We start from the raw sequence: 19,148 nt of genomic DNA, 5'->3' as shown, positions 1-19,148 counted from the left end.
TCCTTTAAGATAGTTTCATTACACGTTCGATAAATAAGTCGCCTCGAATTTCAAAGCTTTCATGCTGATCCCAGCTAGCACATGCAGGAGAAAGTAAAATAATATCACCAGCATCTGACATCTTCGCAGCATAGCCAACCGCATCTTCTACATCAATGGCACGAACTATTTTTTCAACACCGCAACTCTTAGCAAATTCGATAAAGCGTAACGCGGTTTCACCAAATGCAACGACAGCCTTCACACCCTTCATGTCTGCTCGTAGCTCTTCAAATGAATGCCCTCGATCTAAACCTCCTGCTAATAACACAATCGGTGCTGTAAAGGCTGCTAGTGCACTTTTCGTAGCCAAAACATTTGTCGCTTTGGAGTCATTATAAATTTTACGCCCTTGCCATTCGCGAACAAATTGCGTACGGTGACGAACACCCGCAAATGTTGCAAGCACTTGTTCAATGGCCTCGATTGGACAGTTCGATAATTTCGCTGCCGCAACTGCACACAAAATATTCTCCAAATTATGTTTACCCGGTAAAACGATATGCGCGCGTTTTAAAATCGCCTCGCCTTGCCAATAGATTGTTTCAGCATCTGCACTAATGCCCACTTCCGAGCGACCCTTTGTTGTGAATGGAATAAGTTGTGCCTTTGACTTTTTGGCATACTCAACGACAATTTCTTGGTCGGCATTATAGATAAAATAATCTTCAGCTGTTTGGTTTTTTGTTACACCAAACTTTGCCTCCGCATACTCTTCAAATGTCCCATGATAATCTAAATGCGCTTCATATAAATTGGTTAAAATCGCAATGCGTGGACGAAAATCACGTGTCCCCATTAATTGGAACGAAGAGAGTTCTGTGACAATAATATTGTCGGGCTTTGCTTCTGCTGCGACACCACATGCTACCGTTCCGATATTCCCTGCAATTAACGGTTTTAACTGACCTTGTTGAAGCATTTCAAAAATGATCGTTGTCGTCGTCGTTTTACCATTGGAACCGGTAATGCCGATAAATGGGGCCTCACTTACTAAATATGCAAGTTCTACCTCTGTGAGCACTGGCAACCCTCGACCTACTGCATCTGCTACGATTGGATTGGTATAGGGAATACCTGGGTTTTTTACGACAAATTCAAAGCCCTCATCCAATAAATCTTCTGGGTGACGCCCACAAATCACGGTAATTCCCTTTGCTAATAACGCCTGTGCATCGGAATTTGCATCAAATGGTTTCGCATCGTTAACGGTTACAAACGCGCCTAGCTTATGCAAAAGCTCAGCTGCAGCGACACCGCTTTTCGCTAATCCTAGTACTAAAACTTTTTTTGCCTGTAATCCCTCATACTGAATCATAATAACGCCTCCGCTAATACTGCAATAAGTGCTACGATACAACTTGTTGACCAAAATACAATGACAACCTTCCATTCAGACCATCCAGATAATTCGAAATGGTGATGAATAGGACTCATTTTGAAAATACGCTTCTTACGCAACTTGAAGCTGCCTACTTGTAAAATAACCGATAACGTTTCAATGACGAACACTAAACCGACTAACAGTAATAATAACTCTTGCTTCACAAGGACTGAGATCATTGCTAGAGCCCCACCAAGAGCTAACGAACCCGTATCACCCATGAATACTTTCGCAGGGTTTGCATTGAAAATTAAGAAACCTAATAATGCTCCCGTAACAGCAAATGCGAATAACGCGATATCTGCTTGCTCATTGAATAGCGCGATGACACCAAATGCGGCAAACGCAATCGAAGCTGTACCTGAAACAAGCCCATCTAATCCATCTGTTAAATTCACCGCATTTGAGAACCCAACAAGCCAAAAAATTAAAAAGGCTACATAAAACATTCCTAAGTCAATCGAAATATCTGTATAGGGAATGCCCACTGCTGTATCAAATGAACCTAAACGTAATAACAGGAATGCTGCCACCGCAATTACGATTTGTCCGATCAGCTTTTGTAATGAAGTCAAACCTAAATTACGTTTAAAAATAACTTTTAAACCATCATCTAAAAAGCCAATAACACCAAATCCAACTAAAACAAGTAATAGTACAACGGTTTGTGTTGTAAATAAATCAAATATCATCGCCACAACGATTGTCGAAACAATGATAGCTACTAAGAAAATTAAGCCGCCCATTGTTGGTGTGCCTGCTTTTTTCATATGTGATTGAGGGCCTTCCTCACGAATGCTTTGGCCAAACTTCAAACGGCGCAAAATCGGAATACCGATTGGTGCTAAAATGACCGTTAATAAAAACGAAGAAACGAGTATGGTCAATGTTGTTGATAGTGTCATAATAAATCTCCTTTAAAACTTCTGTTTGAAATACGTTGGCGTTGTATGCTTCAATATTTTTTCACAATATCGTTACAAAAAACGTCATTCACTATAATAGTTCTTTTAGTTGGATTTTTAAAGGCAGAAACGCAATTTAATCACCTAAATATAAATGAACTGTGTCATTCTGCAAAATTCGACTATTTTCGATAGGGATTTGCTGAATGACTTTCTTCCCCTCACCATGCCATGCAATTTTATATGGATATAATTGCTCAAAGACTTCATCTTTAGTAAGTCCAACAAAATTTGGCGTTCGCTCTGTTAGTTCATCTCCCCAAACATATCGTCGCTCGATTTGATCTGTTTGCTTTTCGATTTGTAGAATCGGTGCCGCATCCTCTATAATTTGACCTACAATTGGTGCAGCAATTACACTACCAAACTGCAAGGCGCTTTTTGGATTGTCGATTGCAACATAGACAAGAATTTCTGGATCATTTGCTGGTGCAAAGCCGATAAAGGACACGATGTAATCGCCTTCTTTATACCGTCCGTTTTCCACCTTTTGTGCTGTCCCTGTTTTCCCTGCAATCCGTAGCCCATCACGGTAAGCATGTCGCCCAGAACCATTCGCTACAACCAATTCTAAAGCATGACGCACTTGCTCAGATGTTTTCTCACTAATGACTTGTGCCTTTGCTACAGGCTGTTGCTCCATAATGACTTCATTCGTTTCGCTATCGACAATTTGGGATACCGCATAGGGCTGGTATAATGTACCACCATTAATGACTGCGGCTACCGCTTGCATTTGTTGAATCGGCGTAACGGATATTCCTTGCCCAAAGGACGTTGTAGCATGCTCAACAGGTCCAAAGCTTTCTTTTGAAAACAAAATCCCGGAAGATTCTCCCGCTATATTCGAGCCTGTTTTTTTCCCAAAGCCGAAACGGTGAATATAATCGAGTAGCCTGTCTGGACCAAGACGTTGACCGAGCTCAACAAAGCCTGGGTTACATGAATTTTGCACCACTTCATAGAAGCTTTGATGCTTATGTCCAGAACGATTCCAGCAGCGCAGCCTTGCCCCTTCGACCATCGTATAGCCCGGATCATAAAAATCTTCATGTTCCATATCGACAACATCTTCTTCAATCGCTGCGCTTAATGTAATGATCTTAAAGGTAGAGCCCGGTTCATACGACATAAATACTGGTAAGTTGCGGTTATAAATGCTTGAATCGACCTCCGTAAAGTTTGTCGGATCATACGTTGGAAACGAGGCTAGTGCTAAAATTTCGCCACTGTTCGGATTCATCGCAATAGCTAGCGCTTGATCGGCATCATATTGTAGCATTGCCTGCGCTAATTCCCGTTCCACAATCTTTTGCACTTCCAGATCCATCGTTAATTGCAAGGTGGCCCCATCTTTTCCATCTTTCCATTCATCATCCACATGCTCTAGTGGTGTTCCCTTTGCATCTGTATACAAACGAACAGCCGCGCTTGAGCTTGTTAAGATTTTATCGTATTCATATTCAATTCCTGCTAAGCCTTGATTGTCGACACCCGTAAACCCTAAAAACCGCGACAATAAATTTCCATTCGGATATGCTCTTACATAATCAATCCCACTATAAAGCCCCGGTATTTCCATTTGTTGCAGTGTAATCGCCTGGTCATAGGTAATATTTTTTGCTTCAGGTTGGAGTTTGACGAGATTAATCCTTTGTTGCAGTTTTTTTAAAATTTGTGTTCGATCCTTGTTCAATACTTCGCTAATGGCATCTGCAACCTGTTCCTTGTTTTCATTTTGCGCAGGCATAAAATATAAGGTTGGTGCTAAGGCATTCGTAACAATTACTTCGCCATTTCGGTCAACGATTTCACCCCGTTCTGAATTAAACGGAATTTCTCGGTCCCAGTTTTCCTTTGCTAATGCTGACAATTCCTCATATTGAACGACCTGAACATACACCAATTTAACAAAAATCGCCACGCCGTATAAAACAAATGCGATGGCGATCCATGTTAATCGATGTTTAGAGCTTTTTTGTACCCATTTCATTTAGACACCTCACTAACAACAGCGTATGTCTTTAGGAATGGTTGTATTCTAAGCGTTTTATTGTTATGAAGGTTGTTGTTCTTCCTCTATACCCTCTTCTTCATCTAATGCCATATCCTCTGCTGGCGGCGTTAAATGCTGTTCTTCTGGCGTTTTTAATTTGACGACAATCGGTGCACCATCCGAAATGACCGCACCTTGTGACACGCTTTGACTTTCGACATAGCCTTCACCAAAAATTTCGATTGGTAAATCCGATAATGATTTATAGACAAGCAAATTACGTAACGACCAATGCTCGAATGATGGTACAGTGATTGCACCAGACGTTTTTAAAAAGACCATACTGCCCTTTGTTAGCACTTTCCCTTGTACCGGGAATTGCTCCGTAATTTCGCCACTTTCTCCAATTAGTATTGGCTGCAAACCATCTGCCTCTAGCTCCGTTACAATAGAATCAGAATGTTTTCCAACATAATTGGCCACATCCTTCTTCTGTACTTCCGCTACATCTGTTGGATTGATATTCATATATTTCAAACTGTTTTGAACGACTGAATTAAATACTTGTGACACGGGATCAGAACCAGCCTCTGTCGCACCCAATTTTGGTTTTGCAACAGCAATATAGACTGTTAGCTGTGGGTCGTCTGCTGGAGCCATACCTAAAAACGAATACAAGAACTCGTTTTTCCCCCAGTCATAACCGCGTCCATTTGCTTTTGGCATTTGCGCAGTACCAGTTTTACCAGCTACTTCATAGCCCTCGATTTGGAAGCGTTTAGCGTTTCCAGCCTCCCCATAAATAGTAGAAGCGAGTAATTCACGCATGTTCTTCGCTGTTTCCGCTGTAATCGGCTGCCCCTTCTCTTCAGGCTCTGAATTCAACACAATTTCGCCCGTATTCGGATTGACAATTTTATCAATGACATAGGGTTGCATCATTTTCCCGTCATTTGCAATGGCTGATAATGCCTGAATAAGCTGAATCGGTGTCACCGTAGAGCCTTGACCAAATGTCGTTGTATACTTATCAATTGGATAGCGCGAGTTGATGATCCCGCTCGCCTCATTCGGCAAATCAATCCCTGTCTTTTGACCGAAACCAAAATCATCTAAATACTTTTCTAATGTATCCCATTTCATCACATCAAGTAAGTTCGTCATCGCCGTATTTGATGAACGCTGGAACCCTACTAAATAGGAAATCGTTCCCCAACCATACCTGTTATGATCTCGGATAATATCATCATAAACTGTGTATTGACCTGATTTATAAGTTGCATTTGGAAACCAATTGCCCGAATCCATTGCTGCTGCCACGGTAAAGGTTTTGAATGTCGAACCTGGCTCAATCGTATTTTCTACAACATCATTTAACCAGTTGCCATCTAGTCCTTCACGCGTATCTGGATTAAATGTCGGACGTTGTGACATAGCTAGAATTTCGCCCGTTTTTGGATTAGCAACGACGCCAATCATGGACTGCGGGCTATATTTTGCATTCACTCGGTTCATCGCATCTTCTAAAAAGTTTTGGATTGTTTTATCCAGCGTTAAATAAATGTCATTCCCATGCTGTGCCTCTTGTACGTTTTTACTGCTATTCGGCAACAGATAGTTTCGTGCATCACGCTGATAGGTTAATTTGCCGTCCGTGCCTGTTAGTTGCTTATTATAAATGGATTCAAGCCCCATTTTCCCTACTACTTCTGAATTACCATCTTCATCGGTATCTCGCAACGCAAAGCCAATTAAATGCGAGGCAAATGCGCCATTTGGATAATAGCGCTTTTTATCGCTAAAGAAAATAATTCCTGGTAAATTCAATGCTTCAATTTGCTTTTTCACGTCATGGCTAATGCCTCGACCTGCAAGCCCGAATTCTACTTGATATTTTTGCTTACTCGGATTGAGACGCTCATAAATTTTATCCTCGTCCATTGGGATATACTTCGCTAATTCACTCGCTGTTTTGGCAGTATCAACAACATGTCTAGGATTTTTTTCATTTTCCGTTGCCTTATCTGAAATAACCGCTACTAGACGGTAGCTCAATGTATCCTCTGCAATCACATTTTCGTTACAATCTAATATTTTCCCGCGATCCGCAGACAAGGCATAGCCCGATTCATATTTTGATAGTGCCTCTGTTTCGAGTTCGTGTCCTTTTACAACTCCTGTAGCTTGTATGGATACAAAACGCCAATATAACAGTAAAAAGAGCCCTCCAAATAATAAAAACATTAGAAAGGCTCCATACTGGTAACGAAATTTTCTCTTTTTCATTCCCCCGGCACTACCTTCACATTTTTCTCATTTAATGTTAAACCGAGTTCTTTCGCTTTTTCCCAAATACGCTCATGAGTCGATAGCTCACTAACACGTACTTTTAAATCAACATTATTATTATTAATTTCTGTTATTTCTCTTTCAATCGATTGGATTTCCATACTTACTGCTTGGATTTCTCCCTGTTTATGTAATATGGAAATTGCGAAAGATGCTACGATTACTGTAATAATAATAAATAATATCTTTTCCCCAGCTGTAAAAAATTTTACATGTGGCTTTTTCTTTTCAGCTTGCTGTATTTGCCTTTGCTGTTGTTCAGGTACTTCAGGCTGTTGTTGAATATATGTTTGGCGAACTCTTACGGCCATTGCTTATTCACGCCCTTTATCGTTAATTTTTTCAGCGACACGCAATTTTGCTGAACGCGAACGATTATTCGCAGCTAACTCCTCGTCAGATGGTAAAATCGGCTTTCTCGATACTAATTTAAGCACCGGCTTCATATGATCCGGAATAATCGGTAGTCCTGGTGGTAAATCAGGAAGGGATGAAGCCTCTTTAAAGATTGTTTTTGTTAATCGGTCTTCTAAAGAATGGAATGTGATCACACTAATGCGACCCCCGATTTTTAATAAGTCGATTGCATCTACTAACGAATCTTCTGCTGCCCCTAACTCATCATTGACAGCAATTCGAATTGCTTGGAAAATTCGTTTTGCAGGATGTCCACCTTTGCGACGTGCAGGTGCTGGAATACCGTCTTTTATAAGCTCCACTAGTTGCCCTGTTGTTTCTACTGGTGCGATTTCGCGAGCTTGTTCAATTTTACGCGCAACTTGCTTTGAAAACTTCTCTTCTCCATAACGGAAAAAAATACGCACTAAATCCTCATAAGACCATTCATTGACAACATGATAAGCTGTTAATTCTGCGGTTTGATCCATTCGCATATCAAGGGGAGCATCATGATGATAGCTGAAGCCTCGCTCTGGTGTATCTAACTGCGGAGAGGAAACACCTAAATCATATAAAATTCCATCTACGTGATGAATATTTAAGTTATATAGTTCATCTTTTAAATATCGGAAATTTGAATGTACGAATGTTACACGATCTAAATAATCCGCTAATCTTATTTTTGCATTTTCAATGGCAATTGTATCTTGGTCAAAACAAATCAAACGCCCGTTTTCTGACAATTGCTTTACAAGGTATTCACTATGACCTGCACCACCTAATGTACAGTCCACATAAATACCATCTGGGTTGATGTTCAATCCATCAACAGTTTCTTTCAATAATACAGTTGTATGATCGAACATTATAAAAGCACCTCTTAAACTTAAAAATCAAATCCAATTAAATTCTCTGCAATATCATTAAACGATTCCGATGATTCCTCTAAATATGAATCCCAAGCAGCCTTTGCCCAAATCTCTATCTTACTTGATACACCTAGTATGATGCACTCTTTTTCGAGATTAGCATGGTTGATTAGGGTGGATGGAATATTAATACGACCTTGCTTGTCCAGTTCTACCTCGCTTGCCCCTGAAAAGAAAAAGCGAGCGAATGCACGAGCGTCTTTTTTCGTCATCGGTAAATCCTTTAATTTTTGTTCGAGTTTTCGCCATTCATCCATAGGGTAACCAAGAATACAATGATCCAATCCGCGTGTCAGCACAAATGTTTCGCCTAGTAATTCACGAAATTTTGCTGGGACAATCATACGGCCTTTTGCATCGATTGAATGTTGATATTCACCCATGAACATGCTACTCACCCCACTTTAATAAATAATGTACCACATACCCCCACTTTCCACCACTCATTTCATTAAATCTACAATCAATATTAGGAAATCACGAAAATGCACTCAATTTAGTACGTTAGTTCGGTGTCAAAAGACATAAAAAAAGAGCTATCTCCCTATGAGATAACTCTTATCCTTTATAGATACACAATATGATGATGATCTGAAATACTCATCTGCAATGCTAGTAGTTCATCTATTAATGACTCTCCATATTCATTTAGATAGACGTATGGACTATAAACACGTTCTTGATAACCTTTATTCGGGAATAATTGTGCCTGCAATGTACGATATTGACGAATCGCCACATCATGCTGCTCGATATTTTGCTGTTCAATTTTTGCTTGCAAGTATTGGAACTGGCGTAGATGATAGTTTTTATTTTTTTCAAGCAAATCATTTAATTGATAGCGTTGCTGCAATTGTTGTTCGAATTGCTCGTACTGTCCTTGTAATTGTTGCTGCATCGATTCGATAAACTGACGTGATTCATCATCACGAATCATTGCGATATAATCGGCTAATTTTGCGTCAATTTGATTGTCTAGAGCCTCTGCTACTGTTGTATTCTTTTGCTTTAATAATGCTTGTACCTGACGTGTCACAAGTGTAATATTTAAACGCGGTGCAAAAATCGGCATTTGCAAGCCTAATGTATGGAAGGCTGGTTTCAATGTAGCCCAATACGCTAACTCACCTGGACCACCAACAAAGGCTAGCACCGGAATGGTCATTTCCTGCATCAGCGGACGTGTCACTACATTATTACTTAGAAGCTGTGGGGTCTCGTTTGCTAGCTGTAATAATTCCTCTTGGGTAAAGTTCACATGTGCTAGTACATTTTTATAGCTATTGTCTTTACGCTCCAATAAAAAACGCTCGCCCTCTTTAACATAAAATAAATTGGCGTTATTTTTTGTCGCTTCAATCGGTTTATTGTATCCCGCATCCGCAAGCTTTTGTTCTTGTGCAACGACACCGTGTGCAATCGTCTCATTGTTTTCGATTAACGCAGTGAAATACGCTTTTTCATAGTTACGGAACGGTGCAAAAGTAGCATCCAGCATGAGTAAGCCATGATTTTTAAAGAGATCGTTCATTAAGCGACTAAAGAAATCCGTAAACGTCGCACTGCTTTGCGCATGTGCTAATACATTTGCTAATAAGCTTTCTGTATATTCTGTTTCCCCAAAATCTTTAAAGGTTGTTTTAATGAATTGCGTTAATGCGTCCTGATTTAAAACAGTTGTTGAGGCCATTGTTTTATATTTTGTGCGCTCACTATAGCCGCGCTTTTTTGTTTGTGCATCCACGATTGTATACGTATGATTGATTTCTTCAAGATCGTGGTCTTCCCCTGCAATCCAGAACATCGGTACGACATTAGTATTTAATTGCTGTTGCTTTTCTTTTGCTAATAATAGAACCGAAATCGCCTTATGCACAGAATATAAGGGACCTGTAAGAAGCCCTGCCTGCTGACCACCTACAATGACAAGTGCTCCTTGTTCTAACTGTTGTAAATGTTTTTCCGTTTGCTGTGAAATACCATACGGTTCCATATATTCACGGATAATTTTTGCAAGTTCTGCTGTACGATAATTTTGTTGTTGTAAATATGCCGCTCGTGCAATAAATGCTTCATCATTATATGCATGATCAAAAAACGCATGAATTTCAGCATCGTTTGACCAGTAATCTGCTAATAGTTTATTGCTGACTGGGGTTTGAATTTGTTCCAGTTCCATGAAAATTCTCCTCTACTTCACTCTACTCAGTTCTATTAATCATTCGTTTTTTAACTGCTGTTCTATTGTATCCAGTATTTCGGCATAACGAAAGAATAATGGCTTAATCAATCACCATATAAATCATTACAGAATGTGTCATGCCAATAACCCATGTTGTAAAATAGGCAAAACTTAGGATTAAAAAATACATGCGCCAAATTTTCTTTAATAGTGGTTTTATTTCAATTTCTTTTTTAGTTCGCCAATCTGTATATGTAAAAATGATTGCTATAATAAGCAAGGCAACGAGCATCGGAATCCAAATCGATACCCCCCATAGGCTATGAATCGCTATAGGGACTGAAAACAGTAAGATCAACGTCGTCACATCTGCCGCTAATCCGATTGCTTTACGTTTCTTAAACTTCAACTTCCGACAAACAAGTAGCATAATGATAAAAAGGATTATCGGAAAAATAATAATTGTTGCGAACATGAATTGAAGAAATAAGATCACATTTTTTCACCGCTCTCCTCAAAGGCTTTGACAAGCAAGTAGATGGTTTGCAACACCGGCATCCGTTGATTTTGCAATGCAGCTTTCTTCAAAAACGGTGCTACAATTGTATCAACTTCAGTTTTTCTACCCGCTAAGCGATCTGCCAACATAGATGAGGTGTTTGCAGCTGTTTTGTTACATAATGCTACAACTTGCTCAAATTGAATGATTTTTTCATAATGTGGAAATACCGCCATTATTTCATTATATAAATTTTTTAATAATTGAAAAGCATTGTTTTCAGATATTAATTGTCCGTTGTTCACTTGTAAAATGGCTGTTAGCGGATTAATAAAGCAATTTAACAGCGCCTTTTCTAGTAGCATTATTTCGGCATCCTGCTCAAAATCAATCGGGAAATTACCGCTTGAAAACTTTTGTAACATTGTAAATAGCGCAGAATCTCCTCGTGCTACCGCAATTTTCATCTCTCCTATTCCTTTATGCGCAACATGGAATTCCTCTAATTTTTGCGCACCAAATCGAATAGAACTAAACGCGATGTTTTGCTGCGGTAATTGCAAAGCTTCGTCAAAATGAGCCAGTCCGTTTTGAACGAATAGTATCGGGCTACTCACCGGCATCTCCGCCAATATTGGATATAACTCTTGTAATTGACCGTACTTGACCGCCACAATGATTAAATCCGCCTTATTTGAAGGGCGAGTCGCTACTGAAGCTTGTAAATTCGTTTTCAAGCTTCCGTCTAAATTGATTCGAGCGATACTTTGCTCCTTTTTGCATTGCTGGCGCTTCACTAAAGTGACCTCTACTTGCTGCTCAATTAAATAACTAGCAATGATTAACCCTACTGCACCGGCTCCAATAATTTCAATACGCATCTATTATACCTCAAATTAATTTCGAATTAAAAAGGTCTGCCTTCAAGACAGACCTTTAGCTTACTTTATTATACTGGATATACTGGATGTTTTCGATATGGTAACACCATTTGTTTGGAATTGTAATGGTGAAAACGTTGAATTAATACACTTCGCAGTTCATTCGGCGCTACGATATCATCAATGACCATTTCTGATGCTAGCTTGTATAAATTGATTTCTTCCTTGTACGCCTCGATTTTTTGTTTTACAAACTGCATGCGCTCTTTCGGGTCTTCTATCGCTTCAATTTTATTTGAATACACGGCATTCACAGCCGCCTCAGGACCCATAACGGCAATTTGAGCTGTTGGTAATGCGATTACTGCATCTGGCTCAAATGCAGGACCACACATCGCATATAGCCCCGCTCCGTATGCTTTCCGAACAATGACTGAAATTTTCGGTACAGTTGCTGCACTCATCGCGGAAATAAATTTAGCCCCATGACGAATAATCCCTGCTTTTTCTACTTTTGTGCCAATCATAAAGCCCGGCACATCCGCTAAAAATAATAAAGGAATCGAAAAGGCGTCACACAATGTAATAAACTTCGCTGCTTTGTCCGCGGAATCAACAAATAGCACGCCCCCTTTCACTTTAGGCTGGTTCGCAATGATCCCGACAACTTGCCCATCGATGCGTGCCAGTCCAGTAATTATCTCGGGTGCAAATAGCTTCTTTATCTCAAAAAAGCTTGCCTCGTCAATCAATTGCTCGATTGCTTCATACATATCAAACGGCGCATTTTGATTTTCAGGGACAATTTCTTCTAGCGTGCGACCCACAACTGGTGCTTTCGGCTCTTCTGAAGGTGGGAACTCTGCAAAGTTCGCTGGAAAATAGCTAATATAACGCTGTGCTTCCCGGATTGCCTGTTCTTCCGTTTCAGCAAGTACGTCCCCACAGCCACTTACCGTACAATGCATGCGTGCGCCGCCCATTTCTTCAAGCGACACCTTTTCCCCAATTACTTTTTCCGCCATACGCGGGGAGCCTAAATACATTGACGCATTACCCTCCACCATAATGACGATATCGCAAAAGGCAGGAATATACGCGCCACCTGCAGCAGATGGACCAAATAAAATACAAATTTGCGGAACTGCACCACTCATGCGTACTTGGTTATGAAAAATGCGTCCCGCTCCTCGACGTCCCGGAAACATCTCTAATTGATCGGTAATTCGCGCACCGGCTGAGTCCACTAAATACAGCATAGGTACTTGTAATTTTTCGGCCGTTTCTTGAATACGAATAATTTTTTCAACAGTACGCGAGCCCCAAGAACCCGCTTTTACCGTCGAATCATTTGCCATGACACATACCGTTTGCCCGTCGATTTGTCCGATTGCGGTTACGACGCCATCTGCAGGCAAATCATCTGCTGCGCAATTTGCGAAACGTGCATCCTCTTCATAGAGGCCATCATCAAATAATAACGCTAATCGATCTCGTACAAATAATTTATTCGTTTCGTTTAATTTTTCATGATATTTCGGAGCGCCACCTGCATAAATAGTTTCGATTTTTTGCTGTAAGTGCTCTTTATAATTTGTATGCATGTCTATTCCCCCGTCACTTACACTAATTCTACTAATACATCATGCTCTTCTACAAAATCTCCTTCAGTAACATTCACTTTTGCAACGGCGCCATCCTCTTCTGCATCATGCGCAATCTCCATTTTCATGGATTCTAAAATAATTAATGTTTGCCCCTTTGTTACGCTATCTCCCTCTTTTACACTCACCTCAAAAACAGTACCTGCCATTTGTGCTTTTATTTGTGCCATAAAATTTGCCCCCTTAGAAAGATATTTGCGTAATTTCACGCAGACTTACTAATACCATTGTAAGCTAGCTGTAAATTTAATTACAAATATTTTCTCGTATAATATCTTTTTTTCTGCCTTATCCTTTTTCTTTCATATAAACAGAACCCTGTTGCAGCCATTTTTGCATTTTGTCATAATCCGATTGTAGCTCGGAATATTTCATCTCTAATACATTGTACGCCTCTGTTAATTCCTCAAAGCTTGTTAATGCCAATTTCAAATGACTACGCATGAGCTGTTTCGGGCGCTTTCTTACACTATTTAACACTTGTCCGTATTGAGTACGTAGTGTTTTATTCCATCTAAACCCACACGCCTGCTTCGTACGATTTAACGCCTGTGCCGCTTGCTCAAACGCCTCTAGCTGTGTTCGACCATTTTGTACACTATGAATCACAATTTCCGCTAACTTTTCATCATCTGCAACTGTCCATTGATCTTTTCGTCTTTTTTGTCCCACTTCATGCACCACCTCATATTTTTTACTACTATATGCCTGTGACGTCGAAATAGACTTTAAAATAAAAAAAGTTACGACAAAAATAGTTTCGTCGTAACTGGATCATTCTTATTTCTTTTTGTTTAAAAAATTTTGCACCGCTTCATGATGCGCTTCTGATTCCCAAAGCTTTGCACATAAGCGAACCTCTTCCATCACGCGTTCATACATATTACGTTCACGCCATTTACGAAGCTCAATTTCTTTATAGGCTTGATGCACGGAAGGGTGAATTTTCGCCATATGCTCAATAAAGTCGGCTAATGCTTGTTCTTTCGTACCTTCAATATAGACACGCATTGCCCAGCCAATTTCGTATAATGTTTGGGCATCATATGGTTTGGCATCTACGAGCATTTTTAGTGCACGGTCATGACGTAGCCCGCGCTCAAATAAATACGTACCGCCGCCCCAGCCCGATGTAATTGCAAGCGATCCTTGAATAAAGCCCGCCTTTGCATGTGAGGCCATTAAACGGAAATCACAGGCTGTTGCAATCTCACAGCCTCCACCTACAGCCGTACCGTTAATTAAAGCAATGGTTGGTACAGGTAAGGTTGCTACTTCATATAAAATTTCTGCCATTTTGCTTAGCATACCAAATGCTTGATCCTCGGTTTCTAAATTATGAAACTCTGATAAATCCCCACCTGAACAAAATGATTTTTCGCCTGCTCCCGTAATGACTAAAAAGCGCACATCATCATGTTCTTTTATGTATGTAATCACTTCTTTTAAGCCATCCATTACTGCATAGTTAATCGCATTACGCTTTTCCTCACGATTAATGGTAAATGTTAAAATCCCATTGTCATTTTGAATTAAGTAATCCATCTTCCATCCCCCTTGTTTTATAAAGTGATTAAATTTTCTAACAATATCAATACTACGCGAGTAAAAATAATTTTACAATAATTTATGTAAAAGAAAGACAACTAGAAAAAAGACTAGTTAAGAGCCATGGTCTCTCAACTAGTCTTATCTGAGCAAAATACTGAATTATTTTGCTACTACTTCTTTACCTTTGTATTGTCCGCAAGCTTTGCACACGCGGTGTGATAATTTAGCTTCACCACAGTTTGGGCAAGCTACCATACCAGGTACAGATAATTTGAAATGCGTACGACGCTTTCTTTTTGCAGTTTTAGAAGTTCTTCTAAATGGTACAGCCATTATTGGCACCTCCTTACAGATAGTTATTCATCTGTTTGATCAAAATACTTAGCTAAATCAGCCAGTCTTGGATCCACTTTTGGTTCGTCAACTTGTTTAGCCTTTTCTACATCTTCATCCGTTGAATAGGACCAGTCTTTACCGCCCTGCACTTGTCCTTCGGTATTCTCTTTGAATACTTGCATTGGCACTTCAAGAAGAATCAATTCTTCAAGTACTGGCTTCATGTCAATTACTTCTCCATCAATAAAGTGGATATCGCCATCAACATCCCCGCGGTTTTCTGGATCAATCCAGCTAAATACCTCAGCTGTTTCAATTTCCACAGGATATTCAACATCTTCCCACGTGCGAGCACACGGAAGCGTCAATGTAGCGCTAATCGTTAATTGACAAGTCATTTGCGATGCACCGAAAGTACATAGCCCTTTTACATGAACGGGTGAAACGTTGCGAATATCTCCGTTACGACTTTTAACGTCATCCAAGTTAACAACAAGGTCAAGTGGCATGCCGTCTTTTCGAAACTTCGATAATTGATGAATTGACCATTTCATTCGTTTATCACCTCGAGACAACACTGTTGATTATATAGTGTACAAAAAAAGATGTCAAGATAATTTCTTGTCACTCTTTAAAAACGTGCTTATAATCAAGTTACATTCTATCATATCGAAACCTAACATTCACCAAATTTTCGTCAATATAAGCGAAAAATAATTCTATCGTAAGGAGGAAGTTTATGCAAGCTGTTGGTATTGTCGTAGAATATAATCCTTTTCATAATGGACACTTCCATCATGTAACCGAGGCAAAACGTACAACGAAGTCCGATGTCGCGGTTGCCGTAATGAGTGGCCAGTTTTTACAACGCGGAGAACCCGCACTCGTAGACAAATGGTATCGCACGAAAATGGCGTTACAAAGTGGTGTGGATGTTGTCATTGAGCTTCCGTACATTTTTAGTACGGCTCAAGCCACTTTATTCGCATCAGGTGCAGTTCAATTGCTTGAGGCCATGCAATGCAAACACCTTGCTTTCGGAAGCGAACAGGGTACAATCACTCCTTTTCTAAATACGTATGAGATCATTCACACTAATCAAGACCTGTATAATCGCATCATTAAAGAACAGGTTCAACAAGGAAAAAGCTATCCACAGGCATTATTTATTGCCTACGAACAGCTTACTCAACAAGCTCCAAATGCATACATCGATTTAGCACAGCCAAACAATATTTTAGGCTATCACTATGTTGAAGCATTGAAGCAACTCGAGTGTGCAATGCAACCTGCTACAATTCAGCGCATTGCTGCCGGCTATCATGATGCGATTGATACGTCTAGCCAAATCGCTAGTGCAACAGGTATTCGCCAAGCTTTATTTGGCGGCCAAAATTTACAGGAGATGGCACAGTTTTTACCTTTAGCAAGTAGAGAGCAGCTGCAAATTTGGCAACATACTCATGGGCAATTTGCAAGCTGGGAAAGCTTTTGGCCACTTTTAAAATATGCCCTTTTACGCCATACACCGCAGCAACTAAAGCAATATGCCGATGTGTCAGAGGGGCTTGAAAATTCACTTCTCAAGCATGCGGCGGCAAGTGATAGCTACGCCGAATTTATGAATGCCTTAAAGTCAAAGCGCTATACATGGACTCGTCTACAGCGCATGCTGACACATATATATACAGGCATCACAAAGGAGCAATTACATCAAACACAGGCACCGAGCTATATTCGGATTTTAGGAATGACCAAGCAAGGTCAGGCGTATATATCCACGATAAAAAAATCCCTTACATTGCCGCTAATTAGTCGCGTAGCTGCGATTAGTGATCCGGTTTTAGCCATTGATTTACATGCGACGCAAATGTACCAACAAGGGGTCGCACAATTTTCAAGCATTAAAATAGACGAAGATTATAAATCTCCGCCTATCCGGTTTTAATTTTTCGGTTGTAGTGTTTCTAAATAGTTTAGTGCATCATCCACTGTTTTAACGGGTACGATTTTCATAGCTGTCTTAATTTTTTCGCCCGTTTTCTTTGCGGTTTCATAATTAGATTCGATGTTTGAGTCATACTCAAGCATCGCTTCTGTAATTTCATCGTCTGGTGCAAAGAAAATATCCATGCTTTCTTTATGTGCTGAGACAATTTTCTTCTCAATGCCGCCAATTCGACCTACTGTACCATCTTCAAATATTTCACCTGTACCTGCTATATTATAGCCCTTTGTAATATCCTCATCCACCAATTGATTTAACAGCTCTAATGTAAACATAAGACCCGCGGATGGTCCACCAATATCCTCTGTTTTCACATTTACTTTTGGATCTGTTTTGATCGATTTGCTTTCAGAGTAGGTAATGCCAATGCCATAGCGGTCATCCGCACCTGGAATTTTTTTAATAGCTAATGTTTCATCAATTAATTTGTCATTGCGCTTCACAACAAGGCGTATTTGGTCCCCTTTTGTTTTTGGGGTAATGATGTCACGAAATGTTTCTAAACTATCGATGCGCTTGCCATCTGCTTCTACTATTTCATCGCCTGGCTTTAAATAGCCATCTGCCGCGCCATCTGCTAATACATTCAGGACATAGAGCCCTTTATAGGTCACTTGATAATCTAATTCCGCGCGATTAAACGCGACATAGGTTGCATTAAATTGCGAATCCGTCATGTATTTTAATTGGCGTATATTATATTCCTCGTCATCTTCTTCCTCTTGACGTACATCCGTTATTTTTACAATGTCGTAAAAGTCCATCATACTTGCCATTGCATAGGATATTGGGGTTGCACGTCCCATTGCAACAGTTGTCATGTAAAGCGCGCCCTCATCGTCCACATCACCATTTTGAACGGCTAAGAAATCACTCACATCATATGTACCACCAGGCTTTGTAATATAATAATCCAAGCGATAAAATGATAGTATCATTAAAAAAATAAAAAAGATTCCTATTGAAATTTTTGCTTTATTGTTCATCTATACGAACGCCTCCAAAATCAGTGAAAGACTAATTTAAATTGCTTGTGCATACAATTAGTGTAGCATCTGAACGAATGAATGACAAAATATTGTAAAGGATGACGTATTATTTGGAAGATCCTTTTATGCTTATTGCTTATTTTATTAATGTTACAATTCCCTGATGTAACGCATGAAGGGGTAGATTTAGGGTTTACCCTTTTTATGGAAGCTCTCTTCCCTTATTTATTACCGTATTTAATCTTAACAAGCTGGCTCATTCGCATTACTACAACTTCTTCTAGCACCTCTTATTTCACCTTTTTTCAAACATACTTTATTAGCGCGATTGGTGGCTTTCCTACAGGAGCGGCAACGATTACACAGCTCACAAAGCAACAAGTATTTACAAAGCGTCAGGCAGCATTAATGCTCGGAATTTGTCATAGCCCCAGTCCGTTATTTCTATTTGGCTTTGTTGGACAGGACTTACTGCAATCTACTACGTTTAGCTGGCAATATTTATTGTTAATACATAGCTTTTCACTTTGCTTGTTACTCGTCGTTTATCGTCTTGTAGCAAAGGATGGCGTTCAAACCGTAGCGCCTATCAAAGAAACAACACCATTTTCGAATAGTATACGCGATAGTGCACCGACCATCCTAACAGTGGCGATTACGTTAATTTTTTTTACAACCATTTATCATGTTGTCATTCATAGTATTGAATCGTTTACTAGCCTCCCCACTGTATTCAAGCTATTTACAGCTGGCACCTTAGAAATGACGAATGGACTAGCGATGCTTCAACAGCATCTGTATGGAAAGTGGCTCCTATTTTTTAGTGTCGTTCTTCTTACAACACAGAGCTTTAGCATTCACCTACAAGTAGTGGTCATTGCACGAACAGCGCAAATTCCACTGCGCCCCTATTTTATAATACGGGCACTTTATAGTCTTTGTATCCCGATCCTGTTTGCACTTTTCTTCATGTAAAA

At 39.9% G+C, this 19,148-nt stretch carries 19 protein-coding genes; 2 read left to right on the top strand and 17 right to left on the bottom strand.

Annotated features, from left to right (window positions below; genetic code table 11):
* Positions 1-4 precede the first annotated feature (4 nt).
* The 16 genes from murD to MKX47_RS04160 all read right to left on the bottom strand — a co-directional run bounded on the left by murD (position 5) and on the right by MKX47_RS04160 (position 15,728).
* Complete coding sequence (gene murD, locus MKX47_RS04235; RefSeq protein WP_340771503.1) at positions 5-1,357, bottom strand: UDP-N-acetylmuramoyl-L-alanine--D-glutamate ligase; 1,353 nt, start codon at positions 1,355-1,357, stop codon at positions 5-7.
* On the bottom strand, positions 1,354-2,328 hold the full coding sequence (gene mraY / locus MKX47_RS04230; RefSeq protein WP_340771500.1) for a phospho-N-acetylmuramoyl-pentapeptide-transferase: 975 nt from the start codon (positions 2,326-2,328) through the stop codon (positions 1,354-1,356). The genes murD and mraY overlap by 4 nt, the downstream gene beginning before the upstream one ends.
* Positions 2,329-2,464: 136 nt before the next feature.
* Positions 2,465-4,381: a penicillin-binding transpeptidase domain-containing protein gene (locus MKX47_RS04225; RefSeq protein ID WP_340771498.1), complete on the bottom strand. Its 1,917-nt coding sequence runs from the start codon at positions 4,379-4,381 to the stop codon at positions 2,465-2,467.
* 63 nt (positions 4,382-4,444) lie between these two features.
* A complete protein-coding gene (locus tag MKX47_RS04220; protein WP_340771494.1) occupies positions 4,445-6,628 on the bottom strand; it encodes a penicillin-binding protein in 2,184 nt (727 codons plus the stop codon).
* Between the two features lie 38 nt (positions 6,629-6,666).
* The gene (gene ftsL, locus MKX47_RS04215) at positions 6,667-7,044 is read right to left on the bottom strand and encodes a cell division protein FtsL (RefSeq protein ID WP_340771491.1); all 378 of its coding nucleotides are present in this window, start codon (positions 7,042-7,044) and stop codon (positions 6,667-6,669) included.
* A gap of 3 nt (positions 7,045-7,047) precedes the next feature.
* On the bottom strand, positions 7,048-7,998 hold the full coding sequence (gene rsmH / locus MKX47_RS04210) for a 16S rRNA (cytosine(1402)-N(4))-methyltransferase RsmH (RefSeq protein WP_340771487.1): 951 nt from the start codon (positions 7,996-7,998) through the stop codon (positions 7,048-7,050).
* 20 nt (positions 7,999-8,018) lie between these two features.
* Positions 8,019-8,450: a division/cell wall cluster transcriptional repressor MraZ gene (mraZ, locus tag MKX47_RS04205; protein WP_340771484.1), complete on the bottom strand. Its 432-nt coding sequence runs from the start codon at positions 8,448-8,450 to the stop codon at positions 8,019-8,021.
* A gap of 176 nt (positions 8,451-8,626) precedes the next feature.
* Positions 8,627-10,240, bottom strand: a complete 1,614-nt coding sequence (gene bshC / locus MKX47_RS04200) for a bacillithiol biosynthesis cysteine-adding enzyme BshC (RefSeq protein ID WP_340771481.1) — start codon at positions 10,238-10,240, stop codon at positions 8,627-8,629.
* A 103-nt stretch (positions 10,241-10,343) separates the two neighbouring features.
* A complete protein-coding gene (locus tag MKX47_RS04195) occupies positions 10,344-10,739 on the bottom strand; it encodes a DUF3397 domain-containing protein (RefSeq protein ID WP_340771479.1) in 396 nt (131 codons plus the stop codon).
* Entirely contained in the window at positions 10,736-11,623 is an 888-nt protein-coding gene (locus tag MKX47_RS04190; protein WP_340771476.1) for a ketopantoate reductase family protein, read from the bottom strand. Before MKX47_RS04190 ends, MKX47_RS04195 begins: the two co-directional genes overlap by 4 nt.
* Before the next feature lie 68 nt (positions 11,624-11,691).
* Entirely contained in the window at positions 11,692-13,227 is a 1,536-nt protein-coding gene (locus MKX47_RS04185; RefSeq protein WP_340771473.1) for an acyl-CoA carboxylase subunit beta, read from the bottom strand.
* Positions 13,228-13,244: 17 nt separating this feature from the next.
* Positions 13,245-13,457: a biotin/lipoyl-binding carrier protein gene (locus MKX47_RS04180; protein ID WP_340771471.1), complete on the bottom strand. Its 213-nt coding sequence runs from the start codon at positions 13,455-13,457 to the stop codon at positions 13,245-13,247.
* Positions 13,458-13,575: 118 nt separating this feature from the next.
* Positions 13,576-13,959 (bottom strand): transcriptional regulator, encoded by a 384-nt coding sequence (locus tag MKX47_RS04175; protein ID WP_340771469.1) that lies wholly within the window; start codon positions 13,957-13,959, stop codon positions 13,576-13,578.
* A gap of 108 nt (positions 13,960-14,067) precedes the next feature.
* Positions 14,068-14,832, bottom strand: coding sequence for an enoyl-CoA hydratase/isomerase family protein (locus MKX47_RS04170; protein WP_340771467.1), 765 nt, complete (start codon positions 14,830-14,832; stop codon positions 14,068-14,070).
* A gap of 165 nt (positions 14,833-14,997) precedes the next feature.
* Positions 14,998-15,171 carry a 50S ribosomal protein L32 gene (gene rpmF, locus MKX47_RS04165; protein WP_008403415.1) on the bottom strand — a complete coding sequence of 58 codons (174 nt, stop codon included), beginning with the start codon at positions 15,169-15,171 and terminating at the stop codon, positions 14,998-15,000.
* Between the two features lie 23 nt (positions 15,172-15,194).
* A complete protein-coding gene (locus tag MKX47_RS04160) occupies positions 15,195-15,728 on the bottom strand; it encodes a YceD family protein (RefSeq protein ID WP_340771465.1) in 534 nt (177 codons plus the stop codon).
* Positions 15,729-15,913: 185 nt separating this feature from the next.
* Between MKX47_RS04160 and MKX47_RS04155 the strand changes: the two genes are divergently transcribed.
* Positions 15,914-17,122 carry a nucleotidyltransferase gene (locus MKX47_RS04155; RefSeq protein ID WP_340771462.1) on the top strand — a complete coding sequence of 403 codons (1,209 nt, stop codon included), beginning with the start codon at positions 15,914-15,916 and terminating at the stop codon, positions 17,120-17,122.
* Here MKX47_RS04155 and MKX47_RS04150 read toward each other — a convergent pair.
* Positions 17,119-18,168 carry a SepM family pheromone-processing serine protease gene (locus MKX47_RS04150; RefSeq protein WP_340771459.1) on the bottom strand — a complete coding sequence of 350 codons (1,050 nt, stop codon included), beginning with the start codon at positions 18,166-18,168 and terminating at the stop codon, positions 17,119-17,121. The genes MKX47_RS04155 and MKX47_RS04150 overlap by 4 nt on opposite strands.
* Before the next feature lie 207 nt (positions 18,169-18,375).
* Between MKX47_RS04150 and MKX47_RS04145 the strand changes: the two genes are divergently transcribed.
* Positions 18,376-19,146, top strand: a complete 771-nt coding sequence (locus tag MKX47_RS04145; RefSeq protein ID WP_340771456.1) for a hypothetical protein — start codon at positions 18,376-18,378, stop codon at positions 19,144-19,146.
* The last annotated feature ends 2 nt before the right edge of the window (positions 19,147-19,148 follow it).

The organism is Solibacillus sp. FSL R7-0668, from assembly GCF_038006205.1.
In the GTDB taxonomy this organism is placed as follows: domain Bacteria; phylum Bacillota; class Bacilli; order Bacillales_A; family Planococcaceae; genus Solibacillus.
This window is presented reverse-complemented; position numbering and strand designations above follow the sequence as displayed.